This is a genomic window from Streptomyces inhibens (genome assembly GCF_022221585.1).
Classification (GTDB): domain Bacteria; phylum Actinomycetota; class Actinomycetes; order Streptomycetales; family Streptomycetaceae; genus Streptomyces; species Streptomyces inhibens.
The window spans coordinates 2279217-2305953 of the sequence record NZ_CP084681.1 but is presented as its reverse complement, the minus strand read 5'-3'; the positions used below and the strand labels follow the sequence as shown (position 1 = coordinate 2305953).

29 protein-coding genes are annotated in these 26737 nt (G+C 69.7%); 15 read left to right on the top strand and 14 right to left on the bottom strand.

Translation table 11 applies throughout. From position 1 onward, the window contains the following. Positions 1-29 precede the first annotated feature (29 nt). The 3 genes from KI385_RS10750 to KI385_RS10740 all read right to left on the bottom strand — a co-directional run bounded on the left by KI385_RS10750 (position 30) and on the right by KI385_RS10740 (position 3545). Positions 30-1376: an MFS transporter gene (locus KI385_RS10750; RefSeq protein WP_238571963.1), complete on the bottom strand. Its 1347-nt coding sequence runs from the start codon at positions 1374-1376 to the stop codon at positions 30-32. A gap of 284 nt (positions 1377-1660) precedes the next feature. Then, positions 1661-2134 carry an SAM-dependent methyltransferase gene (locus tag KI385_RS10745; protein ID WP_238571962.1) on the bottom strand — a complete coding sequence of 158 codons (474 nt, stop codon included), beginning with the start codon at positions 2132-2134 and terminating at the stop codon, positions 1661-1663. A 31-nt stretch (positions 2135-2165) separates the two neighbouring features. Beyond that, positions 2166-3545, bottom strand: a complete 1380-nt coding sequence (locus KI385_RS10740) for an NsdA family TPR-like regulatory protein (RefSeq protein WP_238571961.1) — start codon at positions 3543-3545, stop codon at positions 2166-2168. A gap of 332 nt (positions 3546-3877) precedes the next feature. Between KI385_RS10740 and KI385_RS10735 the strand changes: the two genes are divergently transcribed. The 9 genes from KI385_RS10735 to KI385_RS10700 all read left to right on the top strand — a co-directional run bounded on the left by KI385_RS10735 (position 3878) and on the right by KI385_RS10700 (position 9834). Further along, on the top strand, positions 3878-4393 hold the full coding sequence (locus KI385_RS10735; protein WP_238571960.1) for an ATP-binding protein: 516 nt from the start codon (positions 3878-3880) through the stop codon (positions 4391-4393). A gap of 88 nt (positions 4394-4481) precedes the next feature. Beyond that, positions 4482-5408 (top strand): endonuclease/exonuclease/phosphatase family protein, encoded by a 927-nt coding sequence (locus KI385_RS10730; RefSeq protein WP_238571959.1) that lies wholly within the window; start codon positions 4482-4484, stop codon positions 5406-5408. Positions 5409-5424: 16 nt separating this feature from the next. Then, positions 5425-5844, top strand: a complete 420-nt coding sequence (locus KI385_RS10725; protein ID WP_238571958.1) for a hypothetical protein — start codon at positions 5425-5427, stop codon at positions 5842-5844. A gap of 265 nt (positions 5845-6109) precedes the next feature. Next, entirely contained in the window at positions 6110-6235 is a 126-nt protein-coding gene (locus KI385_RS43890) for a hypothetical protein (protein ID WP_281066836.1), read from the top strand. Between the two features lie 198 nt (positions 6236-6433). Then, positions 6434-7459: a radical SAM protein gene (locus KI385_RS10720; RefSeq protein ID WP_238571957.1), complete on the top strand. Its 1026-nt coding sequence runs from the start codon at positions 6434-6436 to the stop codon at positions 7457-7459. Further along, on the top strand, positions 7456-8097 hold the full coding sequence (locus tag KI385_RS10715; protein WP_238571956.1) for a dTMP kinase: 642 nt from the start codon (positions 7456-7458) through the stop codon (positions 8095-8097). Before KI385_RS10720 ends, KI385_RS10715 begins: the two co-directional genes overlap by 4 nt. Beyond that, positions 8090-8596: a hypothetical protein gene (locus KI385_RS10710; RefSeq protein WP_238571955.1), complete on the top strand. Its 507-nt coding sequence runs from the start codon at positions 8090-8092 to the stop codon at positions 8594-8596. The genes KI385_RS10715 and KI385_RS10710 overlap by 8 nt, the downstream gene beginning before the upstream one ends. Continuing rightward, positions 8593-9390 carry an STM4013/SEN3800 family hydrolase gene (locus tag KI385_RS10705; protein WP_238571954.1) on the top strand — a complete coding sequence of 266 codons (798 nt, stop codon included), beginning with the start codon at positions 8593-8595 and terminating at the stop codon, positions 9388-9390. The genes KI385_RS10710 and KI385_RS10705 overlap by 4 nt, the downstream gene beginning before the upstream one ends. Before the next feature lie 18 nt (positions 9391-9408). Further along, complete coding sequence (locus tag KI385_RS10700) at positions 9409-9834, top strand: NUDIX hydrolase (protein ID WP_238571953.1); 426 nt, start codon at positions 9409-9411, stop codon at positions 9832-9834. A gap of 193 nt (positions 9835-10027) precedes the next feature. Here KI385_RS10700 and KI385_RS10695 read toward each other — a convergent pair whose 3' ends face one another. Continuing rightward, entirely contained in the window at positions 10028-10270 is a 243-nt protein-coding gene (locus KI385_RS10695; protein ID WP_238571952.1) for a hypothetical protein, read from the bottom strand. A gap of 73 nt (positions 10271-10343) precedes the next feature. Continuing rightward, positions 10344-11621 carry an exo-beta-N-acetylmuramidase NamZ family protein gene (locus tag KI385_RS10690; RefSeq protein WP_238571951.1) on the bottom strand — a complete coding sequence of 426 codons (1278 nt, stop codon included), beginning with the start codon at positions 11619-11621 and terminating at the stop codon, positions 10344-10346. Positions 11622-11794: 173 nt separating this feature from the next. Between KI385_RS10690 and KI385_RS10685 the strand changes: the two genes are divergently transcribed. The 4 genes from KI385_RS10685 (at position 11795) to KI385_RS10670 (ending at position 15856) form a co-directional block, all read left to right on the top strand. After that, complete coding sequence (locus KI385_RS10685) at positions 11795-12565, top strand: SDR family oxidoreductase (RefSeq protein WP_238571950.1); 771 nt, start codon at positions 11795-11797, stop codon at positions 12563-12565. A 104-nt stretch (positions 12566-12669) separates the two neighbouring features. Then, on the top strand, positions 12670-14364 hold the full coding sequence (locus KI385_RS10680; RefSeq protein WP_238571949.1) for an AMP-binding protein: 1695 nt from the start codon (positions 12670-12672) through the stop codon (positions 14362-14364). A gap of 27 nt (positions 14365-14391) precedes the next feature. Continuing rightward, positions 14392-14997, top strand: a complete 606-nt coding sequence (locus KI385_RS10675; protein WP_238571948.1) for a TetR/AcrR family transcriptional regulator — start codon at positions 14392-14394, stop codon at positions 14995-14997. Positions 14998-15277: 280 nt separating this feature from the next. Further along, on the top strand, positions 15278-15856 hold the full coding sequence (locus KI385_RS10670; protein ID WP_238571947.1) for a class I SAM-dependent methyltransferase: 579 nt from the start codon (positions 15278-15280) through the stop codon (positions 15854-15856). Between the two features lie 162 nt (positions 15857-16018). Here KI385_RS10670 and KI385_RS10665 read toward each other — a convergent pair whose 3' ends face one another. The 9 genes from KI385_RS10665 to KI385_RS10625 all read right to left on the bottom strand — a co-directional run bounded on the left by KI385_RS10665 (position 16019) and on the right by KI385_RS10625 (position 23532). Beyond that, positions 16019-17233 carry an acyl-CoA dehydrogenase family protein gene (locus KI385_RS10665; RefSeq protein ID WP_238571946.1) on the bottom strand — a complete coding sequence of 405 codons (1215 nt, stop codon included), beginning with the start codon at positions 17231-17233 and terminating at the stop codon, positions 16019-16021. 7 nt (positions 17234-17240) lie between these two features. Then, complete coding sequence (locus KI385_RS10660) at positions 17241-18293, bottom strand: phosphotransferase family protein (protein WP_238571945.1); 1053 nt, start codon at positions 18291-18293, stop codon at positions 17241-17243. A 156-nt stretch (positions 18294-18449) separates the two neighbouring features. Next, on the bottom strand, positions 18450-19430 hold the full coding sequence (locus tag KI385_RS10655; RefSeq protein WP_238571944.1) for an MBL fold metallo-hydrolase: 981 nt from the start codon (positions 19428-19430) through the stop codon (positions 18450-18452). Between the two features lie 115 nt (positions 19431-19545). Further along, positions 19546-19908, bottom strand: a complete 363-nt coding sequence (locus KI385_RS10650; protein ID WP_238571943.1) for a DUF202 domain-containing protein — start codon at positions 19906-19908, stop codon at positions 19546-19548. A gap of 3 nt (positions 19909-19911) precedes the next feature. Then, the gene (locus KI385_RS10645) at positions 19912-20322 is read right to left on the bottom strand and encodes a YidH family protein (protein WP_238571942.1); all 411 of its coding nucleotides are present in this window, start codon (positions 20320-20322) and stop codon (positions 19912-19914) included. A 43-nt stretch (positions 20323-20365) separates the two neighbouring features. Further along, positions 20366-20899: an NUDIX domain-containing protein gene (locus KI385_RS10640; protein ID WP_238571941.1), complete on the bottom strand. Its 534-nt coding sequence runs from the start codon at positions 20897-20899 to the stop codon at positions 20366-20368. A gap of 58 nt (positions 20900-20957) precedes the next feature. Continuing rightward, a complete protein-coding gene (locus KI385_RS10635) occupies positions 20958-21764 on the bottom strand; it encodes a glucose 1-dehydrogenase (RefSeq protein ID WP_238571940.1) in 807 nt (268 codons plus the stop codon). Beyond that, the gene (locus KI385_RS10630) at positions 21764-22453 is read right to left on the bottom strand and encodes a TetR/AcrR family transcriptional regulator (protein ID WP_238571939.1); all 690 of its coding nucleotides are present in this window, start codon (positions 22451-22453) and stop codon (positions 21764-21766) included. Before KI385_RS10630 ends, KI385_RS10635 begins: the two co-directional genes overlap by 1 nt. 185 nt (positions 22454-22638) lie before the next feature. After that, positions 22639-23532, bottom strand: coding sequence for a DMT family transporter (locus tag KI385_RS10625; RefSeq protein ID WP_238571938.1), 894 nt, complete (start codon positions 23530-23532; stop codon positions 22639-22641). A gap of 212 nt (positions 23533-23744) precedes the next feature. Here KI385_RS10625 and KI385_RS10620 point away from each other — a divergent pair, with 212 nt between their 5' ends. Both KI385_RS10620 and KI385_RS10615 read left to right on the top strand, forming a co-directional pair. After that, positions 23745-25400 (top strand): FAD-binding dehydrogenase, encoded by a 1656-nt coding sequence (locus KI385_RS10620; RefSeq protein ID WP_238571937.1) that lies wholly within the window; start codon positions 23745-23747, stop codon positions 25398-25400. A 275-nt stretch (positions 25401-25675) separates the two neighbouring features. After that, positions 25676-26647 carry a hypothetical protein gene (locus KI385_RS10615; RefSeq protein ID WP_238577649.1) on the top strand — a complete coding sequence of 324 codons (972 nt, stop codon included), beginning with the start codon at positions 25676-25678 and terminating at the stop codon, positions 26645-26647. Positions 26648-26737 lie beyond the last annotated feature (90 nt).

Sequence of the window (26737 nt, the reverse complement as noted above, 5' to 3'; positions counted from 1 at the left end):
AGCCAACGACAAACCTCTGACTCAGGTCACTAGAGCAGTTCCCGCTCCCGGGTCTCCGGCAGTGCCAGGACGCACAGCAGCGAGACGACCGCCATCGCGCTGACGTACCAGCCCACCGATGCCGAGCCGTACGCCGACTGGAGGCGGGTGGCGATCAGCGGAGCCACCGCGCCGCCCAGGACACCGCCCAGGTTGTAGGCCAGCGAGGCGCCCGAGTACCGCACCGTCGCGCTGAACAGCTCCGGCAGATAGGCGCCCATCGGGCCGTACACCACCCCCATGCAGAACAGCGCGCCACCGATCCCGAGGGCGATCAGCACCGGCTGTCGGGTGTCCAGCAACGGGAAGAGCACCAGCCCCCACACCAGCGCGAGCACACTTCCGGCGAGGATCAGCTTGCGGCGGCCGGCGCCGTCGGAGCGGGTGGCGGCGAGCCAGGTACCGGCCGCCAGGAAGAGGCAGGCGACGAGGGAGAGCCCCAGCATGGTGTTGCGGGAGATGCCGAGGGTGCCGGTGGCGTAGGCGAGGCAGTAGGTCGTCGCGGTGTAGAAGAGGCCATACGCGATGATCATGCCGCCCGCGCCCAGCAGCAGTTCGCGCGGATGCCGGCGCAGCACATCGGCGGTGGGGACCTTGCTCGCCTCCTGGGCGTCCAGCACCTTGGTGAAGACCGGCGTCTCACTGATCTTCAGCCGTACGAACAGCCCGACGCCGACCAGCAGGAACGACAGCAGGAACGGCACCCGCCAGCCCCACGAGCGGAACGCCGCGTCATCGAGCCCGGACGACAGCAGCCAGAACACCCCGGTCGCCGCGAAGAACCCGACGGACGGCCCGAGTTGCGGGAACGCGGCATACAGCCCACGGCGCTCGCGCGGCGCATGCTCGACCGCGAGCAGCGCCGCCCCGCCCCACTCCCCGCCCAGGCCGATGCCCTGCAGAAAACGCAGCGCGATCAGGAGCAGCGGCGCCCAGACGCCCCAGGTGCCGTAGCCGGGGAGCAGGCCGACGAACGCCGTCGACAGGCCCATCAGCAGCAGCGAGGCGACCAGGACGGACTTACGGCCCACCCGGTCGCCGAAATGGCCGAAAATCACCGAGCCGAGCGGCCGCGCGGCGAACGCCACCGCGTACGTGGAGAAGGACGCGAGGGTGGCGTTGACCGGGTCGAGCGTCGGGAAGAACGCCTGGTTGAGGACGAGCGCGGCGGCCGTCCCGTAGATGTAGAAGTCGTAGAACTCGATGGCCGTCCCGATGAACGAGGCCACCGCCACCCGGCGCAGGCTCTCACCGCCGGCGGCTTCCCCGTCCGTCGTCGCCGGCGCATCCGCCGATGTCGTTGCCGGTGTCTGTGCTGATGTCGCGTCACTGCTCACGAGCGCACTTTCCTGGTCGGTGTAGGGGCCAGTCAATAGGTGGGATATGTCGTCCCGGTCATTGAGACGCCGTGCCAGTGCGACCGGCGAGGCGGCGTCAGCCTCGTTGAGGTGTTCGACGGCTTCGACTCCGGGTGGACGTCGCACCAGGACCCCGATAGGGCGATGGGGACGCTACGCAGCGTTGAGGAAGTGGTGGAGTGGCCGATCAGCCACCCAGATGCCGCCGTTCCTTCGGCCCCCGTCCGGAGATGGGGATCAGCACCGTGGTGTGTAGGTGATCGTCAGCTCTGGGAGTCATCCCAGTAGTCGGCCAACATCTCGCCGGGCCAAGTCGGTTCACATACCTCGCCGCGAGGTCCCATTTCTTTGAAGTACGGGGCCAAGTCGAAGACCGGGCTCCCATCGACCGCGTCCATGTCCGTGACATGAAGATCTAGGCCGTCGACCTTGAGCAATCGTGGAAAGGACTCCGCGAGCTGGTTGGGGCGCCGGTGGTTGCGATGGGCGAATGTGCCGGTTTCGGGCCATTGCGGGTTGTTGCGGGGGCTTCGTGCATGCAAAGCCACGTCGTTCGGTGAGGCCAGATGGAAGTGCCACACGACCAGAAGGTGGGAGAACTCCTCCAAACCCTGGACAACCTCTACGGGGAAGTCCGAGTTGAGACGGATAATCGCTGTGCCGCCCCAGTGATCATCGGTTGGCTCGGTGCGTCCGCCGACGACAGTGCCGATGGGTGTGATCTCCAGCGACTCCATGGGATCCCCTTGGTCTTTGGGCACGACGGGCTCAATCTACTCGGGCCAAGTATGCGGCGGCCCGCGCATCCAGTTCTGCGACGGCGGGGATGCCGCGGTTTCGGTATGGCGAGACGCGTTTGCGCATGTCGTGAACAGCTTGTCTGGCACGTCCGGAGTAGATGCCCTCTTCCATGGCGTCCAGCACGCCGCTCCAGGTGGCGCAAGCTTCTTCGACGTTGCCGCCGGCGATCTGTGTGGCCCCCAGGTACCCGAGTGTTACAGCGTGAGTGCGACGGAAGGCGGCTCCTCGGGTGCGTACGCTGCGATGGAACTGCCGGATGGCTTCCTGGCGGTCGCCGCAGTCACGCAGAGTGCATGCTGTTTCGTGTGCCAGGGCCGCTTCAGAGAAGAAGAACGTTCGATGTGGTTCGTAAATGCCTTCCCTGGCCGACGCAAGATCTTCCTCGGCTCTCAGCAGTGCCTGCGCGGCTGCTCGCTTTTGGTTGTTGGCCGCGAGACCGCGGGCGTGCACGACCCCGAGCAGGGCGCGCTCTCTCGGAGTGGCGGATGCGTATCGCCGGCCCTCCATCGAGGCGGTGGACAGGTCCAGGGCCTGCTTGAAGAACCCGAGGTCAAGAGCTTGATGCGCCATGGCGCGGAGAATGTGACCGATCAAGGGAGGATTGTTTCCCCGTGTGGCTAGCTTCATGGCCAACATGAAGTACCGCTGGGCAAGCGCGTGTTCAGAATTATCGAATGCCATCCAGGCAGATAGGTAGGCCAGTTCCCCGGCGGCGGAGAACATGTCACACCTGACTTGCTCGTTGGGAAACCCGCCTCGAAGGAAGTCGGCGACATCCGAGTGCAGGTACTGGACGAGGGCCTTACGGCCGTGGCCGCCACCGCGCTGCTGATCCATCCGGGAAAAGGCCACGGTCAGTTCCTCGACAGTGGTCACATCCGCTCGCCCAACGTGATGCCGGCGGGGCGGCGCCGGCGATTGGGCCATCGCCTGCCACCATCTATCCCCGGGCAGTGCCAGTGCGGTGACCGAATACACTGCGCCAGCCATGAGCCGTCGCCGGTCCGTGTCCAAGTCCGTTCTCCCCAGGTCGGTCAAGGCGATCAGAGGGTCGACACTCCAATCCAGCGTCCCCCGCGCTGGGACATGGGGTTCTGCGAAACCGGCTTCCTCTGGTGTGACTTCACGTTTGAGGCGACGGCTCAGTGCCTGGCACAAGATAACGGGTGCTGCACCTGACGGTTCCGTCCCGCCTACCCACATGCTGATGTGGGATCGGCCGATGTGCGCATAGTCCAACAGCTTGTTCTCGCGGGCCACCCGATTGAACGCGCTCGCAGCCTGAGCCCGTGACCAGCAAGCTTTTTCCAGTAATGCGGCGAGCCGTTCGTTTCGTTCGCGTGTCATGACAGAACCCCTGTGCATCAAATGATCTTTGACCACTTTGCCCAAGCTGGGGCGGTACTCGGTCCAACTCTCGCCCGGTAAAGGCCAACGTAGTCCCGTACCGACGTGCATCAGGTGAATGTCGGACGTTAGCCCGTCCTGGGTCGGGCAACTAGCTGTGATCTTTGACCACTTTGACCATTCGGGAGCCCTTGACCCGGTTCCCACAGTGCCTCGATCGCGGTTCGCTCTGTGTACCCACCAGCGTGAACACGGGCAGGACGCGACGAGTACGGGCTGCCAACAGACAGGGCGAGGTCGCGTTGCCCCTCTGAGCTGCGGAGGAGTGAGGCATGGCTGGCATTGCAACGGGCGCAGAGGTCCTTGCGGAGCGGAGCGTCTGGAGCGCGGCCGAGACTCTGCCCACTGTGCTCGATGACCTGATGTTGACCATCGAACACGTGCCTAGGGCGGAAGAAGGGGACGAAGTGGCCTTCGCCGGCGTCTGGGTCGGGCAGCTTCGTCGAATCGGCGCCGCGAAGCTCAACTACTGGGGTCTCTCGTCACTGGTCGAAAGTGCAGTGCTACTGATCAGCGAGCTCGTCACCAACGCCTTGAAGCACGGCAAAGGATCGGAGATCCGGTTCCGTCTGATCCTCGGCACCGACCGGGGCACCGATTTGGTTGTGGTGGAGGTCGACGACGGCTCACCGGGTCGGCCTGAAGTGCGCAACGCGGACGCGGACGAGGAGAGCGGTCGCGGGATGCTCCTCGTCGCCGCCACCGCTCACCGCTGGGGTGTCAGCGAGGACGAGACGACTACCTGGTGCACCCTGACCTCGCCTGCCGTAGCCAGGAGAGCGCGATGACCACGACCGTGCCCAGGGCTCCCGTGTCCAGCTGCGAGATTCCCACGTATGACAGCCGGTCCATCAACCACCAACTAAGGGGCACCAGTTGAGTCATCTCGATGACGACGTCATTCGTGTGGTCTCGTGGAACATCGAGCACAACGGAGTAGAGCGTGACGGCTCCGACCACCGTTGGCATCTGGCGATGGACGTACTGGCGAGCCTCCAGCCGCACATCCTTCTGCGCCAGGAGCTGACCCGTGCCGACCTGTACGGCCGACGCATCGTGTGGGCCGAGGCCGCTCGTCTCGGCGGGCTCGTCCCGTTCCTGGCCGATGCGACTCCCGAGTCCGCGAATCCCACGGGCGTTTACATCAACCGTGACCTGCTGGAGCCGACCGAATTCTTCGAGCACGCCACTGGCATGTGGCACCCCATCTGCAACCCGGTCGTCCGGCTCAAGGGCGTCCCGACCAAGCTGAGCCTCGCATCGTTCCATCTGTGCTCCTTCGATCCGGACCGGCGCCTCAACGAAGCACGGCGGTTGACCACGCTGGGCAAACCTGGGATGGCAGCCATCATCGGCGGGGACTGCAACTCTTACGCCCACACCCAGTCCGAGGCGGTCTCCCTGCCGGACTGGTCCGAGGTCGAAGACCGCAGCCACTTCGAGCACCGCACGGTGGAGTGGTGCGGAGAGCGGGTCTCTGACACACGACCGGACCACGTGCTCGCCGGGGCGCATCATGGCCGGCCACCGGTGTTCGTTGAGCTGGGGCAGTACGCCGCGACGCGGCTTAGCCAGGCTGGTGCGCTCGCTCCTACCGCGTCGCTGTGGCGCAAGGACCAGGGGCCGATGCAGCGGATCGACCGGATCTACGCCACTCCGCAGGTCGCCGAGGCGCTGACGAGCCTGGAGGTCATCGTCAGCGACGACATCCGTGAGGCATCCGATCACTGCCCCGTGGTGGCCACCTTCAGGCTCACCGCCCTGCGTCGCGCGCTCGCACCGGCCACCCAGACGGCCGCCTGACCGGGAGACGACCACCATGAACGTTGGACGCAGCAGCAAGAATGGCAAGGTCACCGTGCTGTCGTGGAACTTTGAGCGCAACGGTGCCGACGATGCGGCGAAGAGGCTCCATGCCCACGAGATGCTGGTATCCCTCGGCCCGCACCTCGTATTCCGCCGGGAAATGTGGGGAGCGGAGCACAACGACAACGAGTTCATGTACGAACTGGAGGACGTGCTCGGCCTGCGCGGCTGGCTGGGCCCGCGGGCGTGCACTGCGCTGTTCGCCCCCCCGGAAGTTTCAGCCGCTGCGGGAGTGGCCGCAGACCGGCCCCATGCGGGTGCTGCCGCCGACGGCCATGACCCTGCGCTTCACGCCCGCGGGCACCCGGTCCATGCCGATCGCGGCGGCCTCCTATCACCCCAACTCCTATCCGGTTCCTGGAGTAGAAGGTGATGTCGATGTCCCCCTGCCTTAACTCAACAGCATCAGTGACCGCCTGCACCGCCTCCACCGGTCGTACTTCGGACCTGGCGGCAGGCGGGTGATGGACACCCGACTCGATGAGGCGCTGCGCACCGCTGGCTGGAGGACGTCGCGCGGCACTGGGCGACCGCTCCTCCCCGGAACACGTCGGCGGTATCCCGGACGGTCAACCTCAGCGAGACTTCCGGACTCGCGGATCGATCGGATCTACGCCACCGCCGATCTGCTGCAAGCGGTGGTCGGCGTCGATGTGACCGAAGTGCCCGACGAGATCTCAGTCAACCGCATCGTGCGCCTCACGCTTGATGCCGACAGCCTCTCGGATGTCCTCGACCAGCGAATCGAAGAAGCCGTGGCCTGACAGACGGCTGCCCCGGTGAACTGATTGCTCCGAGTACGTGGAGCGGTACGACATGACTGAAGACGGCTCGATCACCGCCGTGATTCTGCGAGATCCGATCAGCCTGGTGCTCCGCCTTCAAACCGGCCAACTGGCCAATTCCTCATTGCATTGCGAGTGCTCTGCGATCCCTAGCCTTCCCCCCTTTTGGAGGTCAGCATGCACCTTCCTCTCACCCCGGTATCCGCCGACGCCGTCGATTACACGGCGCTGCACAATTTCGCTGCTTTGCGCGGGCAGCTGCGTGTCTCCTTCACTCCGCGCTGCAACATCGCCTGTTGGTTCTGCCACAACGAGGGCGATGTGCCCCCGCCACTGACCCGCATGGACCGCAGCCGGAAGCCGCGCGATCGGAAGTTCGAGGCCACCGACTACCTCACGGTCATCCGCACGCTGATGGAGCGCAGTCTCAAGCGGGTGTACTTCACCGGAGGCGAGCCCTTGACCTCCCCGTTAGCGCGCCCTGTTCTGGAAGGGCTGCCTGAGCAGGGGCCGGATGCTTCCTACACGCTCATCACCAACGGCACGCGCGTCCGTACTCACCGGTCCTGGCTGGCCAACACCCGACTGGACAAGGTGAAGGTGTCGCTGCACTACTTTTCCGACGAGACGCTGCGCGCCATCGCCAACACACGCGTCGGCATCGACACGGTCCTCGACGGCATCGAGGCCGCCCGCGAAATCTTCGAGCGTGTCGAACTGAACTGCCTTCTCCAGAAGGAGAACGCCCACGAGGTCGAAGCTGTCTTGGACTTCGCTCTGGAGCGACGCCTGCCCGTCCAGTTCATCGAACTGGTCGGCACCGACTTCAACGAAGCACGCGCTTCCTCCGCGGTCTCCGCCGACGCCATCGTCGCGCGCCTGCGCACTCTCACCAACGACGAACACACTGAAGTCACCGGCGTAGGCCAGGGCCGTCGGGCCTTTCGTGTCGACGGCGTCGAGATCCATGTGATTCACCGCAACTTGGGCCGCCACCACGTCGGCCAGTGCGGCACCTGCCCGAAGCGCACGGAGTGCGTCGAGGGCTTCTGGGCCCTGCGCCTGGACCAGAACGGCGGCGTGCAGCCCTGCCTGCTGCGTGAGGACCTGCGGTTGGACATCAACCCCCTCCTTCCCAACCCACAGGACTTGGCCGACAACGTGGCCAGCCACCTCGCCGCCTTCACGGAGGGGACGCTGTGAAGACACGGCTTCCAGCCCCCTACCAGCCCGCCTATTACGAGGGCGCGAAAGGCCCGTTCCTCGTTCTGGAGGGCGTGTCCGGCATCGGCAAGTCGACACTCGCCCGGCTACTGGCCGGACGTCTCAACGCGACGGGGCTACATACCCTGCCTGCCCCGCACAGCGAATGGTCGACGATGATCAACAGTCGCCTCCGGGCGCTCCCACAGTTCGGCTACTACCTGTCTGGCGTGCTGCATGCCTCGGACTCGATACGCCAGACCCGCATGATCGGCCCCGTCATCGCCGACCGCTACGTGTCCTCCGTGATCGCCTGCCACGCCGCCGTACACGGCGTAGACATCGACACCGTCACTCGACTCCTGGAGCCGTTTCGCGACTACCTGGAAGCGCCCACCCGCACCTTCTACCTGCGCTGCTCGGAGGAACAGCTCCGCGAGAGGCTGGCCACCAAGCAGGACATCAAGAGCGACGACACCGACCTGCTCAAAGTGCCCGACCGACTCACATGGCTGCTGCACAACTTTGAACAGGTCGCCGCATCCGACCCTTCGGCGGTGTGGCTCGACACCGACGGCAGGACACCCGACGACCTCGCAGTCTGGATCCTCACCCAGCTGGAGACCCCGAGTGCTTAATCCCATCGACACCGCCGCTGTCATCCGCAACGGCGGCGCCGTCGGCCGGTATCCCGGCCAGATCCATCAAGGCGTCGCCTGGTGGATCGGTGCCTGCCTGGTCGTAACACAGAAGGCCCGGCAGTTGGTCGTCGCCCACAACGGGCATCCCGCCATCGCCGACTTCGCACATCGGCTGTGCCGAGGCGCCACCAACGCTCAGCACTACAGCTGCGCCGTGCACTACATGGGTGGCCAGAGCGAGGAGCAGTTCCTCACAGGGCTCGCGGAACTGCCAGATGCCCCAGGAGGGTGGCTGACAGCTTCCGATGCCGAAGGGGCCATCGACGTCTGCCTGCGGCTGCACACGCGGCAAGGCGTCGTCCTGGACGACACGAACGGGCTTGCCGAGATCAGGAAGTTGATCGCCGAGGACCATGTACCGATTCCCGTCAACGACCAGGCCAGGGGCTCCATCGAGCTGTGGCGCCATCCGCTCACTCCGGGGGACCAACCGTGATCAACGCATCCCGGATCATCGAAGCCGGCGACGGCATCCTGTTCGTCACGCTCGACTCCCTCCGTTACGACGTGGCACAAACCGCCCTCGAAGCCGGGATGACACCCCACCTAGCCGGCTTGCTGCCTGGTGGCCGCTGGGAGCGGCGGCAGACTCCCGGAACGTTCACCCTGCCGGCCCACATCGCATTCTTCTCCGGCTTCCTGCCCAAGCTGCCGCAGCCCGCACAACCATCCCGGCTGTGGGAGTGCCGTCCGCCGGCCTTCAAGAAGGTGCCGCCCGAGACATTCCAGTTCGACGCGGCCAATCTCCTCGACGGCCTGGGACGGCACGGCTACCGCACCGTGTGCGTCGGCGGTGTCACCTACTTCTCCAGGGAGACGCCACTCGGATCGGTGCTACCCGACCTGTTCGACGAAGACCACTGGCGCCCGGAGTTCTGCTCTCCTGAACCCGACTCCACGCGCCACCAGGTCGACCAGGCTCTCGAACTCGCTGATCCCGTTGGTGAAAGGAGGCCGCTGTACTTGTTCGTCAACGTGTCGGCCACCCATGTGCCCCACGGCCACTACATCGACTCCAGCGAAGACACCACTGCGTCGCAGGCCGCGGCCCTCTCCTACGCGGACGCGCAGCTAGGACGCCTACTCGACGGGCTTGCCGCGAAGGGACGATGGCTGGTGATCATCTGCGCTGACCATGGCGACGCGTACGGGGACGACGGCTTCCACGGGCGCGGAATCGCCCACCCCAGCGTCTTCAACGTGCCATACGCCGCATGGGTGCACGGATGACCACTACGCTCACGCGGCATGAGCGAAGCAATGCGCGATGCCGCCGTGATCGTGGCGTGCGACGAGCAGGGCCTTGTCGCCCTGCTGAGTGCCGAATTCCCCCGCCACGGAGGCGAATACCTCTTCCTGCCAGGCGGTCGACTGGAGAAGGGGGAAAGTCCACTGGAATGTGCGCGCCGCGAGCTGCGTGAGGAATCCGGGGTGATCGCCCAGCAGTGGGAGTCCCTCGGCTCCTACGCGATCACCCTGGCCTCCACCGCCCGCATCCACCTGTTTCAGGCGTGGGATCTCACGCTCGGGCCGCAGGAACTCACCCCCACCGAGGCCGACTACAAGCTCTCCTGGTGGCCCATGGCGGATGCACTCCAAGCAGCGTCGGCGGGGCGCTTCCTGCTCCCCGCGGGGCCGCTCGCTCTTCACCTGGCCGACCGGATGCCCGTCTGAAGACGACGCTATAGGAGTGTCAAATGTTCCCTGCCGTGGCCCATCCGCCGTGTCCTGCATGGCAATGGGCTGTGGCATGGGCCGGCGCGGCAACCGCGAACCGCATGGGTTCGCGCCGAGAGAGTGTCTCTCTACGCCGCTCACATGGAACGACAACCTCAGATCACTGTCTGAAGTCCACTGAACCTGCAACTCAGGTGACCGACACAGCAATCATGGATCGGAGGTACTGCCGGGCCTGGAGCTTGCCCTCCGGAGGGGCCACAACATCGGCCGACTCGCCGCGGAGGGAGGTGGCTTCGGCCTCCCGACCGGTGCGCTTCGCCTGCTCCAGGGCGGTGTCCTCGGCGGGAGCTTGGGTGCCCGACTTCTGCGTCGCGGCGGTGGGCCTGGTGGATCCCGACGGGTGAGGCGTGGACTGCGAATGAGCCAGCACTCAACGAGTGGGGCGGCTGGTGGCCTGCGGGTGGCGCCGGGTGCTCGGTGCGAGCATTCCCGCCCCAATGCCCCTACGTGTACCGCAGATACCGCCGCCGCACCGCACGGAAGCGGGTGAGGTTCTCCTGCCAGGCGGCGACGATCTCGTCCGTTCCGGCGCCCGCGTCGATCATCATGCGTACGGTCGACGAGCCGGTCAGCCGGTCGATGCCGTTGTCCGGGCGCCAGGCGAAGCCGGGCCAGATCCGCTTCGCGGTCACCAGGAGGCCGATACCGGTGCGCACCGGGTCGAAGGCGGCGCGGTCGTGGAGGTGCAGCTGCACGCCGCCGACCGTCTTGCCCTGGAACTTGGAGAAGGTGGGCGCGAAGTAGGCCTCCCTGAAGTGCACGCCGGGCAGGCCCAGTTCGGTGGCGGCCGCGGCCCACCGCCGGTCGATGCCGTCGGCGCCCAGCAGCTCGAAGGGGCGGGTGGTGCCGCGTCCCTCGGAGAGGTTGGTGCCCTCGAACAGGCAGGTGCCCGCGTAGACCAGCGCGGTGTCCGGGGTGGGCATGTTGGGGCTGGGCGGCACCCAGGGCAGGCCGGTCGTGTCGTGGAAGTCGGCGCGTCGCCAGCCGGTCATCCGGACCGTCTCCAGCTCCACCGGGCGCCCGGCGGCCTTCGGGACGAACTCGCCGTTGAACAGCAGCGCCAGCTCCGCCACCGTCATCCCGTGCGCCTGCGCGATCGGCTCCCGGCCCACGAACGAGGCGTACGCCTTGTCCAGTACGGGGCCGGTGGCCGAGCGGCCGGTGACCGGGTTGGGCCGGTCCAGGACCACGAAGCGTTTGCCGGCGAGGACGGCCGCCACCATGCAGTCGTACAGCGTCCAGATGTAGGTGTAGAAGCGGGCGCCGACGTCCTGGATGTCGAAGACGATGGTGTCCACACCGGAGGCGGTGAAGATGCCGGCGAGTTCCCTGCCGCTCTTGTTGTACGTGTCGTAGACCGGCAGCCCGGTGGCCGGATCGTCGTAGCGGCCCTCGGAGCCGCCGGCCTGGGCGGTGCCCCGGAAGCCGTGCTCGGGGCCGAAGACGGCGGTCAGGTGCACCCGGTCGTCGGCGTGCATCACGTCCACGATGTGCTCGACGGCCTGGGTGACGCCGGTCGGGTTGGTCACGACGCCGACCCGCCGGCCTTCCAGGAGGCGGTAGCCGTCGGCGGCCAGCCGGTCGAAGCCGGTGTGCACCCGCCGTCCGCCGCTGTGGGCCGGGGACGCCGCACGGGCCGGCCCGGCGGCCGCGGTGAGCGCCGCGCCGGCCGCTCCGCTCGCCGCCAGATGCCCGAGCAGTACGCGTCTCGACAGAGCCATCCGTACACCTCCGTGATCAGAAACCCACCGGGTACGTGTCGTGTGCACGCTAACGCGCTCCGGGCCCGGGCGGAACGCGCCCGGCCGTGACAGGAAACGGACTCTTCCGCCAGGACATACCGACTGGTTAGTCTGCCTGTGAGTCGATCCGACGCGACCGAGGGAGACACAGCGTGGAAGCCGTACGGGACAAGGCCGTTGTCGTGACCGGGGCCGGCGGGGGGATCGGCGCCGCACTGGCCCGCCGGTTCGCCGCCGAAGGCGCCCGGGTCGCGGTCAACGACCTGGACGAGGCCAAGGCGCAGCGGACCGCCGACGAGATCGGGGCGGTCGCGGTCCCCGGCGATGCCTCCGCCGTCGTCCCCGCCGCCCGCGAGGCGCTCGGCGGCGGGATCGACATCTTCTGCGCCAATGCCGGGGTCGGCACCGGCGGCGGGCCCGAGGCGTCCGAGGAGGACTGGACGCTGGCCTGGGACGTCAATGTCATGGCCCATGTACGGGCGGCGCGCGAGCTGGTGCCGGAGTGGCTGGCGCGCGGCAGCGGACGCTTCATCTCCACGGTGTCCGCCGCCGGCCTGCTGACCATGGTTGCCGCGGCACCGTACAGCGTCACCAAGCACGGCGCGTACGCCTTCGCCGAGTGGCTCTCGCTGACCTACCGCCACCGCGGCATCGACGTCCACGCCATCTGCCCCCAGGGCGTACGCACCGACATGCTGGCCGCCACCGGGGCCGCCGGGGACCTGGTCCTCACGCCCACGGCCGTGGAGCCCGAGGACGTCGCCGACGCGCTGTTCAAGGCGATGGCGGAGGGCCGCTTCCTGGTCCTGCCGCACCCGGAGGTCGCCGACTACTACACCGCACGGGCCGCCGACCCCGACCGCTGGCTCGGCGCGATGAACCACCTCCAGCAGAAGCTGGAACAGGCCGAGGGCCGCGCCTGACAGGACGGGGTGGCGGGCCGGCCGGGCCCGGCGCGCCACCCCGTGTCGCCCCAGGCGTTCCCCGCAGGGATGATCAGGCGATCAGCAAGAAAGGGCCGCACCCGATGACCTCCTACCAGGACAAGCCGTGGCTGGCACAGCTCACCGACGCCCAGCGCGCCCCCGTCCAGCCGCCCCCCTCGACACTGCACGCCTTCCGGGCGGCGGTGGGCCGCGTCCCCGACCGCACGGCGCTCGCCTACTTCGACGGCCGGCTGTCCTACGCCGAGACCGACGCGCTCTCCGACGGCATCGCCGCCCACCTCGCCCAGCGCGGATTCCGGCGCGGCGACCGGGCCGCGGTCATGCTGCAGAACACCCCGCACTTCGTGCTCGCGCTGCTCGGCGTCTGGAAGGCGGGCGGCGTGGTGGTGCCCGTCAACCCCATGTACAAGTCCGGCGAAATGCGGCACATCCTGGACGACGCCGAGGTCACCGCCGTCATCTGCGCCGACCGCACCTGGGACGATTTTCTGCGTGCCACCGCCGCCGAGGCACCGTCCGTACGGATCGCGCTCACCGCGTACGAACGGGATCTGCAGACCCGCGACGACCGGCGGGTGCTGCGCGGCGAGCGCCTGGGACCGCTGGAGGGCGCCGACGATCTGCTGACCGTCGCCCGCACCACCGGCAGCATTCTCCCCCACTGCCTGAAGGGCGTGGGAGGTACCCCCATGCTGCCGGCCGATCCGGAGCTCACCGCCGACGACCTCGCGCTGATCAGCTACACCTCCGGCACCAGCGGCACCCCCAAGGGCGCCACCAACACCCACGGCAACATCACCTACAACGCCGAACGCCAGCGCACCGGCCTGGGCCTGCCCGAGGGCGCCACCTACTTCGCGCTCGCCCCGCTCTTCCACATCACCGGCATGGTCTGCGAACTGGCCGCCTGTATCACCAACGCCGGCACCCTCGCGCTGGCCTACCGCTTCGAGGCGGGCGTCGTCCTGGACGCCTTCCTGGAGCACCGCCCCGCCTACACCGTCGGCCCCTCCACCGCCTTCATGGCGCTGATGGCCCACCCCGGCGTCACCCGCGATCACTTCGCGTCCTTCGTGACCATGTCCTCCGGCGGTGCGCCGCTGCCGCCCGCGCTCGTCGCGACGTTCCGCGAAGAGTTCGGCCCGTACATCCACAACGGCTACGGCCTGACCGAGTGCACCGCGCCCTGCGCCAGCGTCCCGCCCGGCAGGCGAGCACCGGTCGACAAGGTCTCCGGGACGCTCGCGGTCGGCGTGCCCGGCCCCGACACCGTCGTACGGATCATCGATGAGAACGGCCAGAACCTGCCGTTCGGCGAACAGGGCGAGATCGCGGTCCGCGGCCCGCAGGTCGTCCCCGGCTACTGGCGCCGCCCCGACGCCACCGCCGAGGGCATCCCGGACGGCGAACTGCGCACCGGCGACATCGGCTTCATGGACACCGACGGCTGGCTCTATGTCGTCGACCGCAAGAAGGACATGATCAACGCCTCCGGCTTCAAGGTGTGGCCGCGCGAGGTGGAGGATGTGCTCTACAGCCACCCCGCGGTGCGCGAGGCGGCGGTCGTCGGCGTGCCCGATGCCTACCGCGGCGAGTCGGTGAAGGCCTATGTCAGTCTGCGTCCGGGGACGGCTCCCGACCCCGCCGAGCTGTCCGCCTACTGCAAGGAACGGCTGGCCGCGTACAAATATCCGCGTGAGGTGGAGATCCTGGCCGAGCTTCCCAAGACCACGAGTGGCAAGATCCTCCGACGGGAGCTGCGCCACCGCGCATGACGTACGCACGAAGGACAGGTGAGGGCGATGGCCGGCACGAAGGACGGCAACGGCAACAGCGGCGCGAAGCCGGTGGCCCAGCGACTGCTGGCCACCGCCACCCGGCTCTTCGCGGAGCAGGGCTATGACCGCACCTCCGTCCAGGAGATCGTCGATGCGGCGGGCGTCACCAAGGGCGCCCTCTACCACTACTTCGGCTCCAAGGACGATCTGCTGCACGAGGTCTACGGCCGGGTGCTGCGCCTCCAGCAGGAGCGGCTGGACCACTTCGCGGACGCCGACGCACCGGTGGAGCAGCGGCTGCGGGACGCCGCCGCCGATGTCGTGGTCACCACCATCGAGAACCTCGACGACACCAAGATCTTCTTCCGCTCGATGCACCACCTCGGCCCGGAGAAGGACAAGCAGGTACGCGCCGAACGGCGGCGCTACCACGAGCGCTTCCGGGCCCTGATCGAGGAGGGCCAGCGCACCGGCGTGTTCGCCGCCGACATCCCCGCCGACCTTGTCGTGGACTACCACTTCGGCTCGGTGCACCACCTGGGCACCTGGTACCGCGAGAACGGCCCGCTCAGCCCGCAGCAGGTCGCGGACCACCTCGCCGATCTGCTGCTGCGCGCTTTGCGGCCGTGAGCCACTACGTCGGGGTGCGGCGCCGGGCCGCACCCCGGCGCCGCTCGGCACCCGGGCCCACCGGGCCTTGACCGCACCCTCGGGAATTTGTTGGATTGCGAGCAAGGCCAGTGGGCATGCGCCCCGGGGCGATGAGACTCAAGGGACGGTCACGGTCAGGGGCTGTCCTCATCCGGGACCCGTAACTTAAGGTGCGGATAGTACCGATAGCTACCGATGTGGGTGCCCTTTGCCTGAAGTAACGCTGTTTCTCCGGGAGTACGCACGGACGCGCCGGGAGGTGGGGGCGATCGCTCCCAGTGGCTCCCGGCTCGGCAGGGCCCTCACCCGCTATGTGATCCCCAGCCCCGGCAGCGCCCGCGCGGTCCTCGAGGTGGGGCCGGGTACCGGGGCGGTGACCCGCCATATCGCCGGCTCGCTCGGCCGGCTGGACACCCTCGACCTGGTCGAGGCCAATCCGCGCTTCGTCGACCTGCTGCACGGGGCCTACGGCAGCGACCCGCGGCTCCAGTTCCGCACCGGCCTGGTGCAGGAACATGACCTCGGCACCTACGACACGATCGTCTGCGGTCTGCCGTTCGCGAACTTCGACGCCCCGACGACCGCGGACATCTTCGACCGGCTGCTCGGGGCCCTGAAGCCCGGCGGCACCCTGTCCTTCTTCGGCTATGTGGGAGGGGCGAGGATGCGCCGCACGTTCACCGGGCGAGCGGCTCGTGAACATGTCCTCGACGGGCAGAACACCCTGCGCCGGATATTGGACCGGCACACCTTCCGTACGGAACTGGTGCTGGGCAACCTGCCGCCGGCCCGGGTGCATCACCTGGCGCCGGTCAGCGCCCCCGTTCACCCGGCGTGAGATTGCGCTCACGCCCACCGGGCGACGCCCTCCTGCGCTCGGCAGGCCGGCGTCACCGCCTCGCCCGTACGGTCCCGGGCGCCGCACCCTTGATCCGGGTGCCGGCGCCCGGGTTCCGTCGACGGCGGCCGGCCGGGTCCGGCTCCGGCCGTCGGGCACGTCCTAGAGGTAGCGCTTCAACTCCCGGCGTGCCAGGGACCGTTGGTGCACCTCGTCCGGGCCGTCCGCCAGCTGAAGGGTGCGCGCCCCGGCCCACAGCTCCGCCAGCGGGAAGTCCTGGCTGACGCCGCCCGCGCCGTGCAGCTGCACCGCCTTGTCGAGGATGTCCACGACCGTGCGCGGGGTGGCGATCTTGATGGCCTGGATCTCGGTGTGCGCGCCCTTGTTGCCGACGGTGTCCATCAGCCAGGCGGTCTTGAGCACCAGCAGCCGCAGCTGTTCCACCGCCACCCGGGCGTCCGCGATCCACTCCTGGACCACGCCCTGCTGGGCCAGCGGCTTGCCGAACGCCGTACGGGTCACCGCGCGGCGGCACATCAGCTCGATGGCGCGCTCGGCCATCCCGATCAGCCGCATGCAGTGGTGGATCCGGCCGGGGCCGAGCCGGGCCTGGGCGATGCCGAAGCCGCCGCCCTCCTCGCCGATCAGATGGCCCGCCGGCACCCGCACATCGTGGAAGAGCACCTCGGCGTGGCCGCCGTGGTAGTGGTCCTCGTAGCCGTAGACCTGCATGGCGCGCTTGATCTCGACGCCGGGGGTGTCGCGCGGCACCAGGATCATCGACTGCTGGCGGCGCAGGTCCGGGCCGTCGGGGTCGGTCTTGCCCATCACGATGAAGATCTGGCACAGCGGGTTCATCGCCCCGGAGATGTACCACTTACGTCCATTGATGACGTAGTCGTCACCATCGCGGGCGATATGCGTCTCGATGTTGGTGGCGTCCGACGAGGCCACCTCAGGCTCGGTCATCGCGAACGCCGACCGGATCTCGCCCGCCAGCAGCGGCTCCAGCCACTGCTTCTTCTGCGCCTCGTTGCCGAACTGCGCCAGCACCTCCATGTTGCCGGTGTCCGGTGCCGCGCAGTTCAGCGCGGTGGGCGCCAACTGCGGGCTGCGGCCGGTGATTTCGGCCAGCGGCGCGTACTGGAGGTTCGTCAGCCCGGCGCCGTGCTCCGCGTCGGGCAGGAAGAGGTTCCACAGCCCCTGCTTGCGGGCCTCGGCCTTCAGCTCCTCGACGATCGCCGGGGTGTCCCACGGCGAGGCGAGCGCGGCCCGCTGCTCATGGGCGGTCTGCTCGGCCGGATACACATGCTCGTCCATGAACGTCAGGAGCTTCTCGCGCAGCTCCTCGGTACGGGCGTCGAATGCGAAGTCCATGGGTGCCTCAGCCTTCCTTGAGGGTGGTGAGTCCGTGGTCGATGAAGACGGGGACGAGCTCGCCGATCCGGTCGAACCCGGCGCCGACGGTCTGGCCGAGCGTGAAGCGGTAGTGGATGCCCTCCAGGATCACGGCGAGCTTGAACCAGGCGAACGCCGTGTACCAGGCGATGGCGGAGGTGTCCCGGCCCGAGCGCGCGGCATAGCGCTCGATCAGCTCGGCCGGCGAGGGGTGACCGGCGGCACCGCTGGTGGTGCTGACCGGCGACTCGGGCAGTCCCAGGTCGGAGCTGTACATCACCAGCAGACCGAGATCGGTCAGTGGATCGCCGAGGGTGGACATCTCCCAGTCCAGTACGGCGTTGATGGTGTCGTCCGCGCCGACCAGGACGTTGTCGAGGCGGAAGTCGCCGTGCACGACGGTCGGCGCGGGCGAAGCGGGCAGCGCCCGGCCCAGCGCCTCGTGCAGCTCGTCGATCCCCGGCAGCTCACGGTTCTTCGAGGCGCTCAACTGCTTGCCCCAGCGCCGTAGTTGGCGCTCCAGGAAGCCGTCCGGGCGGCCGAAGTCGCCGAGCCCGACCGCCTCCGGGTCCACGGCGTGCAGCTCCACGAGCGTGTCGACCAGGGACAGGACCACGGCGCGGGTGCGCTCGGGACCGAGCGGGGCGAGCTGGCCGGCCGTCCGGTACGGCACGCCCTCCACCAGCTCCATCACATAGAAGGGCGCGCCGATCACCGACTCGTCCTCGCACAGCAGCAGCGCCTCGGGCACCGGCACCGGCGTCTCGTGCAGTGCGCTGATGACGCGGTGCTCGCGCCGCATGTCGTGCGCGGTGGCCAGCACATGGCCGAGCGGCGGCCGGCGTACGACCCAGGAGGCGGCGCCGTCGGTGACGCGGTAGGTGAGGTTGGACCGCCCGCCCTCGATCAGCTGCGCCCGCAGCGGGCCGCCGGCCAGCCCCGGCCGCTCCCGGTCCAGATGCTCGCGCAATCTCTCCAGGTCGAGGCCGGGAGGGTCCTCCCGGTCCGGTGCCTGAGGGGGAGGGGTGCCCTTGCTCATCGTGCTCCTCCGTACGGAGTGGACGGTCCATCGGTCGCTGCACCGATCATGCCGACTAGTCGGTATGGAGTCCAGTGCCGGTGCGTGGGGCGTCGGTCACGCGACGCTTTTCCGCCGCACCGCGGACCGGCCGCCGGCCGCGCCCCGGGCCATGGCTCAGGCGTGACAGGCCATCGGGATCCCGCCGTTCAGCACCGTCATATCGCCGAATCCGGCCACCGGGTCGAGCGGTGCGCCCGGCGCGGCACCGTCCAGCTCCGCGTACGCCCGATGCAGATTCGCCACCAGCCGCTCGCTCTCGGCCAGCTCGGCGAACGGGCCCGGACCCGCCTCCTGGGCCACCTCCAGCGGTGTACGGCCGGCCGCCCGGCCCTCCCGCGCCAGCCGGCCGACATGGCACAGATAGCGCTCGATGCCGTCGTACACCTCGGGGCCGGTCACCGGACCGTGCCCGGGGACGACGGTGACCGCGTCCAGCGAGCGCAGCACCTCGACGGCGCGCAGCGATCCGGACAGCGACCCCATGAAGACGAACGGTGTGCCGCCGTGGAAGACCAGGTCCCCGGTGAAGACGATGCGCTGCCGGGGCAGCCAGACGATGGTGTCGCCGGTGGTGTGCGCCACGCCCGGGTGGATCAGCCGGACCTCGATATCGCCGATGTGCAGGGTCAGCTCGTCGGTGTAGGTGAGGTCCGGCGGGGTGAGGCGGATGTCGCCGTACTCCACCTGTGGCCACATCGCATGCAGTTGATGCCCGGCGGCCAGCAGCTCGCGGCGGCAGGCGGTATGGCCGATGATCGTCGCCTCGGGTGCGAAGACGCCGTTGCCGTAGGTGTGGTCGCCGTGGTGGTGGGTGTTGACCACCGTGCGGGGCGCCGGCGCGCCGCTCTCGGCGATCCGGCGGCGCAGCAGACGGGCCCGGCGCTCGGTGGCGGCGGTGTCCACGACGAGGGTGGCATCGCCGTCGGTGACGAACCCCGCGTTGTTCAGACACCAGCCGCCGTCCGGCTGGATGAACGCATGGACCCCGGCGGCGAGTTCGGTGAGATAGGGCTCGGGGACGGGCGGCCCGGAGGCGGCGGTCCCTGCCGACGTCGTCCCTGCTGCCGTGGCCCGTGCCGCCGCGTCGTCGCCCATGCGGGTGTGTCCCCTCGTCCGATGATCCGTCACCCCCCGCTGCCGTGCCGAGGGTTGGCTGTGCTCCGGCACCGCGAGGTCGCGTCACGGTACCCCCGTGGCCCCGGCTCCGTCCTCAGTGACCCGGCCGCACCAGGATCACCACGCCGCACAGCGCCGGCGCCAGGGTGCAGGCGACCAGGAGCAGCGCGGTCCGCGGGGGCAGCCCCGGCGGGCGGCCGGCGGTCATCGCGCGCATCCGGCGGTGTGCGAGGGTCACAAAGGCGAGCCACAGCAGCCCCATCAGCACCGCCAGAACCGCCTCCACCGCCCCGGGCGCATCGCTCTCCAGCAGCTGCCGGCCGGCCAGCGCCGCCATCGCCGTGGCGGACAGCGTCGTACGCCGCCAGGCCAGCCTGGTCCGCTCCGGCTGCAGCCCGGGGTCCCGGTCGAGGGCCGGTCGAGGTCCCGGCGCGTCCGGCAGCTGTCCGCCCGCCATCGGCTAGTCGGTCCGGCCCAGCAGCACCAGCACGACCACCGCCACCGCCAGCACCGCGACGGCCAGTGCCAGCGCCGTGGGGAAGCGGGAGACCGGAAGATCCTCGCCGCGCCGCATCGCGCGCTCGCAGCGCACCCAGTGGTTGACCGCCCGCAGCGCACACAGCGCCCCGCCCGCCAGCAGGACGAGGGTGAACGTCACCCGCAGCCCCTCGTGCAGCCGGGGCAGGAACTGGTCCACCGCGAATCCGCCGCCGACCAGCGCCAGTCCGGTGCGCAGCCAGGCGAGAAAGGTGCGCTCATTGGCGAGCGAGAAGCGGTAGTCGGGCGTCGTGCCCTCCTCGCGGACCCGCGCGGGCGAGAACCACAGCCGTACGCCCGCGCCGATCGACCGCAGCCCGTCGGTGAGGATCATGGCCGAAACCCTACCGTCGGGCCTGTCCCGTACCCCGTTCGCATCAGGCCTCCTCCGGCCCCCGCCGGGCGAGCAGCTCCCGGTAGGCGGCGAGCCCGTCCGGCGTCCACGGCCACTCGCCGAGCCGCCGGGCCAGCTCCTCCTCGGTCACGAAGGCATGCCACTCGATCTCCGACTCCTGAGGGGCGACCGGCAGCGCGCAGCGCACCTGGTAGACCGCGGACCACCAGGTGTGCTCGGTCGTCTCGTAGAGGAACTTGAACAGCGGTTCCGGCCGCGCCAGCCCCTGCACACCCAGCTCTTCCTCCGCCTCGCGCAGCGCCGCCGCGTCATAGCTCTCGCCGGCGCCGACCACCCCGCCCACGAACATGTCGTAGTGGGAGGGGAAGACGAGCTTCTGCGGTGTGCGGCGGTGGACGAAGATCCGGTCCCGGTCGTCCCGGACCAGGACGAAGGCGGCCCGGGTGCGCATCCTGCGGGCGTAGGCCTCGCCGCGGGGGGCCTGCCCCACGACCTGATCGTTCTCGTCGACGATGTCGAGAATCTCGTCCGCGTTGAGCGGTTGCTGATCGGTCATGGGGCCATGCAACCACCAGGAGCCGGGGCCGCACCTGCCGGGGCGCGGGCGTCGCCGCTCACTGCCCCATGACGTACTTGACCGTCGGTCCGGTGCTCCAGCCGCCGTCCACCGCAAGTTCGGCGCCGGTGACGTAGGACGCGGCGTCGGAGAGCAGGAAGACCACGGAACCGGCGATCTCGTGCGCCTCGCCGACCCGGCCCATGGGGGTGTTGGGGTAGTTGCCCTCGCCCTGCCGGATGCCGACCTGCGCGGTCATCGGGGTGTAGGTCATGCCGGGGTGCACGGAGTTCACCCGGATCCGGTCGGTGCCCAGCTCCACCGCGCCGATCTTGGTCAGCCCGCGTACGCCCCACTTGGAGGCGCCGTAACCGCCGGTCAGCGCCAGACCCATCAGCCCGGCCGCCGACGAGATGTTCACGATCGAGCCCGCGCCGCGCTCCTTCATCGCGGGGATCACGGTCTTCATCCCGATGAAGACACCGGTCAGATTCACCTCGATGACCTTGCGGAAGAAGTCGACGGAGGCCGTCGCCAGCGGCTGCCCGGCGGATATCCCGGCGTTGTTGACCAGTCCGTCGATCCCGCCGAACTCCGCCACCGTGAAGTCCGCGACCCGCTGCCAGTCCTCCTCGGAGGTGACGTCGTGGGGCAGGAAGCGGGCCCGCTCCCCGAGGGCGGCCGCGGTCGCCGCGCCCTCCTCCTGGAGGACGTCGGTGAGGACGACACGGGCGCCGGCCGCGACGGCCTGCCCGGCGGCCGCGGCGCCCAGCCCGCGGGCGCCGCCGGTGATGATGACGGTCTTGCCGGCCAGGCTCGCCGGGTGGTTCGCGGGGGCCGAGGGGGGCAAGGGGCAATCGCTCATCAGGAACTCCTTGGACGGGGGGCGGGGCCCGGGGCGGAGGCGAGCAGGAACGCCACCGTGGTCCCGGTGAGATCGGCGAGGAACAGCTCCTCGCCGGTGAGGGGTGCGACGCCGTCGAGGTGGTGCTTGGCCCGGTCGGCCAGCGCCGCGCCGATGAGCGTCAGCGCGAGATCCAGCCGCTCCAGGCGCAGCGCCTCGGGCAGCCCGGCCTCGGTGAGGGCGTCCTCGACCCGGCCGATCAGCCGCCAGCAGGCGGTGCCGGCCAGCGTCGGATGCGGGATCCGGGTGCGCACCCCGCTCTCGTGGCTGAGCTGGGCGGAGATCCGCAGACAGCGCCGCCCCCGGTCGTCGCGCAGCTCGGTGGCCTCCGCGGTGACCAGGGCGCCGATCAGCTCCCTGAGGGCCGGCGCGGCGGTCTCCGGCAGCGGCGCCCGGAGCGCCGCGGTGGCCTCCGCGGCCTCCAGCAGCGGCGCCAGGGCGGCTTCGGTACGCGCCAGCCGGCCCGCCATCACGGCGTCCAGAAGACCGGCGCGGGAGCCGAAGTGGTACTGCACGGCCGAGGGGTTGCTCTGCCCGGCGCGCCGGACGATGTCGCGGGTCCGGGCGCCGTCCACGCCCTGCGCCGCGAAGATCTCCTCGGCGGCGCGGATCAGCTTCTCCCGGGTCTCGGGTCCTGATGTCCTGGCCATGGCGGCACTTTAATGCTGGCCATTATTAAAAAGCGAGGCGATGTCGCCACCCGGGAACCGGGCCCGCAGAAAGGCCCGTACGGGGGAGTGGCTCAGGGCCGTACGGGGAGTGACTCAGGGCCGGACGAGGACGTGGCCCCCGGGGCGTACGGGGAAGTGGGCAGCCGGCCGTGCCCGCAGCGGCCTCAGCGCGGCTGCAGCTCCCGTGCGTTCTCGGTCCGGCCGGCGCCCGGCGGCATCGCCGGATGGCTGCCGATCAGCACGATGCCCGCGACGACCGCCACGATGCCGATCACCTCCCACGCCAGCGCCCCCGGCGTCACCCGGAGCTGGTCGCCGAGGAAGCCCACCCCGCAGAGGATCCCGGCCAGTGGCTGAGCAGCGGTCAGCGCGGGCAGCGACAGCCGCAGCGGCGCCGACTCGAAGGCGCTCTGCACCATCACCAGCGCCAGCACACCGAGCACGACGATGGCGTACGGCTGCCAGCTGGTGAGCAGAGCGGACCAGCCGCCGTGTCCGAAGCGTTCACCGCTGATCCGGGTCAGCGCGTCCTGCAGCCCGTATATCAGCCCCGCCGCGATCCCCAGCAGCGCCGCCTCCAGGCTCACATGCACCCGCTCCCGCTTGGCGACGGCCGCCAGCAGCAGGGCGACGCCCAGCACCATGCCCATGATCAGCCACTGCCACGTATGGTCGCCGCTGCTGCGCCCGCCCTGCGGACGGCCGGCCACGATGAAGGCGGTGACCCCGCCCGCCAGCAGCCACAGTCCGGCCCAGCCGCTGCGGCCGAGCCGTTGCCGGGTCAGCCGCCGCGACAGCGCCATCGCGAACAGCAGATTGGTCGCCAGCAGTGGCTCCACGAGAGTGATGTCGCCCATTCCCAGCGCCACCGCGCCGAGCGCCATCCCCACCACCATCAGACCGATACCGGCCACCCACAGCGGCATCCGCACCAGATCGAGCAGCAGCCGCAGGGAGAGGAAGTCCTTCATCGGAGCGTGCTGCGCGGCGGCCTGCTGAAACACGAAGCCGAGTCCCAGACAGCAGGCCGCTCCAAGGGCGAGCAGTATCACCGTCACGTCGCACACCTCGTATCGCGCGGGGCGGGGGGATGCGCTTGAGGATAGCCATCCGGCGGCGGGAGTGGGGTGGCCCTGGTCACCCACCATTCTCCCGCGCGTCCTCGTGTACTGCGCGGTAACCGAACGGTTGACGCGGCAGTCGGGGGCGCTGAGGATCGTTCCACCACGGCGGCTGGGGCGCCCGGCGTGCCCGATGAGGAGATGCAGTGATGGCGTACGACGCTGATGTGATCGTGATCGGGGCGGGGCTTGCGGGCCTGGCGGCCACCGCGGAGCTGGTGGACGCCGGACGCAAGGTGATCCTGCTCGACCAGGAGCCGGAGCAGTCCCTCGGCGGACAGGCCCACTGGTCCTTCGGCGGCCTCTTCCTGGTGGACTCCCCCGAACAGCGCCGGCTGCGGATCCGTGACAGCCATGGGCTGGCCTGGCAGGACTGGCTGGGCACGGCCGGCTTCGACCGGCCCGAGGACCACTGGCCGCGCAAGTGGGCCGAGGCCTATGTCGACTTCGCGGCCGGGGAGAAGCGGTCCTGGCTGCACCGGCAGGGCGTACGGCTGTTCCCCGTCGTCGGCTGGGCCGAGCGCGGCGGCTATGACGCGACCGGGCACGGCAACTCCGTCCCCCGCTTCCACATCACCTGGGGGACCGGCCCCGGACTGGTGGCACCGTTCGAGCGGCGGGTGCGGGCCGGGGTGGCCCGCGGCCTGGTGGAGCTGCGCTTCCGGCACCGCGTCACCGGGCTGAGCCGCAGCGCGGGGAGCGTGGACACGGTCAGCGGCGAGATCCTGGAGCCCTCGGACGCCCCGCGCGGCAGGCCCAGCAGCCGCGAGGTGACCGGTGCCTTCGAGCTCAGGGCGCAGGCCGTGATCGTCACCTCGGGCGGCATCGGCGGCAACCACGATCTGGTGCGCGCCAACTGGCCGAAGCGGCTGGGCAAGCCCCCGAAGCGGATGCTGTCCGGCGTGCCGGCGCATGTGGACGGCAAGATGCTGGGCATCGCCGAGTCGGCCGGCGGCCGGATCATCAACCGCGACCGGATGTGGCACTACACCGAGGGCATCGACAACTGGAACCCCATCTGGCCGCTGCACGGCATCCGGATCCTCTCCGGCCCGTCCCCGCTGTGGCTGGACGCCCGCGGCAAGCGGCTGCCGGTGCCGCTGTTCCCCGGCTTCGACACCCTCGGCACCCTTGAGCACATCATGCGGACCGGCCATGACCACACCTGGTTCGTACTCACCCAGAAGATCATCGAGAAGGAGTTCACGCTCTCCGGCTCCGAGCAGAACCCCGATCTGACCGGAAAGAGCATCCGCCAGGTACTGGGCCGGGCCAGGGCCGGTGCGCCGGGTCCGGTGCAGGCGTTCATGGATCATGGCGCGGACTTCATCGTCGAGCGTTCGCTGACCGATCTGGTGCGGCGGATGAACACGCTGACCGGGAAGCCGCTGATCGACGAGGCGGCGCTGCGCGACGAGATCGTGGCGCGGGACCGCGAGATGACCAACGCGTTCACCAAGGACCTCCAGGTGACGGCCCTGCGCGGGACCCGCAAGTACCTCGGCGACCGGCTGATCCGCACCGCGGCCCCGCACCGTCTGATGGACCCCAAGGCCGGCCCGCTGATCGCCGTACGGCTGAACATCCTCACCCGTAAGACGCTCGGCGGGCTGGAGACCGACCTCTCCTCGCGGGTGCTGACCGACGGCGGCGAGCCCCTGCCCGGGGTGTACGCGGCGGGCGAGGCAGCGGGGTTCGGCGGCGGCGGGGTGCACGGTTACCGCTCGCTGGAGGGCACCTTCCTCGGCGGCTGTCTGTTCTCCGGGCGTACGGCGGGGCGGGCGGCGGCCAGGGCGGTGTCCTGACGGGCGTACCCGGGGGCGGTCCGGGCCACGGCCGGGTTCCGGCAGGCGGCCGTGCAAGGCCGTTATCCGGAAGGCGAGTTGGCGGATCCGGCCATTCCCTTTCCTGTCTTGACGCGGAGCTCTGCGTACCGCTTTGCTGTGCGTGATGACTGGTGCGGACCAGACCGTCACCCTCTGTACAGGCGCGCGCAGATCCGGCCCCACCACGCTGAGGACGACACAGTGCGGTGCCCGGCCGGCGCGGCGCGCCATGGAGCCCCTGACCCGTGATTTCGATCTCCCCTTCGCCACCGCCACCCCTCGTACGCGCCCGCCGCCCGGTCGCCCCGGCCCTCGCCCCGGCCCTGGGCGACACCGAACTGGCCATCGCCGCCGATGCGCTGGCGCTGGGCCAATGGGCCCGGGTACGTACGCTGCTCGCCGAGACCGGCGAGGACTGGGATCTGCGCGGACACCGATTAACCGTTCTGGCCACCTGCCCCGGCAGCGCCGCCTGGGCCGGCGACTGGCAGCTCGCCGAACCGGACAGCGGTGACGCCGCCACCCTCCTGGCCGTCGCCACCGTCCGGCTCGCCCTCCGGGGCGAGAGCGGCCACGGGACCGCCGCCAAGGCCTGTGCGACCGCCGCCCGGATGCTGCCCGACGACCCCACCCCCTGGCTCGGCGCGCTGATCCTCGCCCGCCGCACGGGCACCGCGGACGAGAGCGCACACGCCTTCGAGCAGATACGGGCCCGCCACCCCGACCACCACCACGCCCACCATCTGATGACGGCCTGCCTCGCCGACCACCAACCGGGCGGCACCGACGGCCCGGCGGACCCGGTCCACGACTTCGCGGTGCGGGCCGCGGCACGCGCCCCCGCCGACTCCCCGCTGGCCCTGCTCCCCGTCGTCGCGCACGCCGAGCGCTATCGCGTACGGGCCGCCGCGGGCCTTGCGCCGCCCGACCCCGCGGACTGCGGACACTGGTCCACCCGGCACGCCCAGCAGGTCCTGCAGGCCGCCTTCGACTGGTGGCTGGAGTGGGAGGGCGAGGACCATCCGCGCGGCAAGATCGATCTCAACTTCCTCGCCCACGCCACGTTCCACGAGGGGAGGATGGCCGAGGCTGCCGCCCTCTTCCAGCGGATCGGCCCGCACCGTACGCCCGCGCCCTGGTCGTACGCGGGCCGCGACGCCGAAGGCGCGTTCCGGGCCGCGCGCGAGAGCGCACTCCGCCGGGCCTGCGCCCACGGCGACCGCTGACGCCGTCTCCCCTGCTCTTCTGTGTCCCTCGGCGGTTTCTTGGCGCTGGGTGATGACGAAAGTCTGACGCCGGGGCCCGGACGCTGGCCC

Coding starts and splice junctions, on each gene's coding strand:
- KI385_RS10655 (WP_238571944.1), bottom strand. CDS start 19,430: ATGGGCGACGACGCGGCGGCACGGGCCACGGCAGCAGGGACGACGTCG.
- KI385_RS10745 (WP_238571962.1), bottom strand. CDS start 2,134: ATGGAGTCGCTGGAGATCACACCCATCGGCACTGTCGTCGGCGGACGC.
- KI385_RS10700 (WP_238571953.1), top strand. CDS start 9,409: ATGAGCGAAGCAATGCGCGATGCCGCCGTGATCGTGGCGTGCGACGAG.
- KI385_RS10725 (WP_238571958.1), top strand. CDS start 5,425: ATGAACGTTGGACGCAGCAGCAAGAATGGCAAGGTCACCGTGCTGTCG.
- KI385_RS10740 (WP_238571961.1), bottom strand. CDS start 3,545: ATGACACGCGAACGAAACGAACGGCTCGCCGCATTACTGGAAAAAGCT.
- KI385_RS10650 (WP_238571943.1), bottom strand. CDS start 19,908: ATGGCGGGCGGACAGCTGCCGGACGCGCCGGGACCTCGACCGGCCCTC.
- KI385_RS10665 (WP_238571946.1), bottom strand. CDS start 17,233: ATGGACTTCGCATTCGACGCCCGTACCGAGGAGCTGCGCGAGAAGCTC.
- KI385_RS10645 (WP_238571942.1), bottom strand. CDS start 20,322: ATGATCCTCACCGACGGGCTGCGGTCGATCGGCGCGGGCGTACGGCTG.
- KI385_RS10680 (WP_238571949.1), top strand. CDS start 12,670: ATGACCTCCTACCAGGACAAGCCGTGGCTGGCACAGCTCACCGACGCC.
- KI385_RS10660 (WP_238571945.1), bottom strand. CDS start 18,293: ATGAGCAAGGGCACCCCTCCCCCTCAGGCACCGGACCGGGAGGACCCT.
- KI385_RS10735 (WP_238571960.1), top strand. CDS start 3,878: ATGGCTGGCATTGCAACGGGCGCAGAGGTCCTTGCGGAGCGGAGCGTC.
- KI385_RS10620 (WP_238571937.1), top strand. CDS start 23,745: ATGGCGTACGACGCTGATGTGATCGTGATCGGGGCGGGGCTTGCGGGC.
- KI385_RS10635 (WP_238571940.1), bottom strand. CDS start 21,764: ATGAGCGATTGCCCCTTGCCCCCCTCGGCCCCCGCGAACCACCCGGCG.
- KI385_RS10690 (WP_238571951.1), bottom strand. CDS start 11,621: ATGGCTCTGTCGAGACGCGTACTGCTCGGGCATCTGGCGGCGAGCGGA.
- KI385_RS10630 (WP_238571939.1), bottom strand. CDS start 22,453: ATGGCCAGGACATCAGGACCCGAGACCCGGGAGAAGCTGATCCGCGCC.
- KI385_RS10640 (WP_238571941.1), bottom strand. CDS start 20,899: ATGACCGATCAGCAACCGCTCAACGCGGACGAGATTCTCGACATCGTC.
- KI385_RS10675 (WP_238571948.1), top strand. CDS start 14,392: ATGGCCGGCACGAAGGACGGCAACGGCAACAGCGGCGCGAAGCCGGTG.
- KI385_RS10720 (WP_238571957.1), top strand. CDS start 6,434: ATGCACCTTCCTCTCACCCCGGTATCCGCCGACGCCGTCGATTACACG.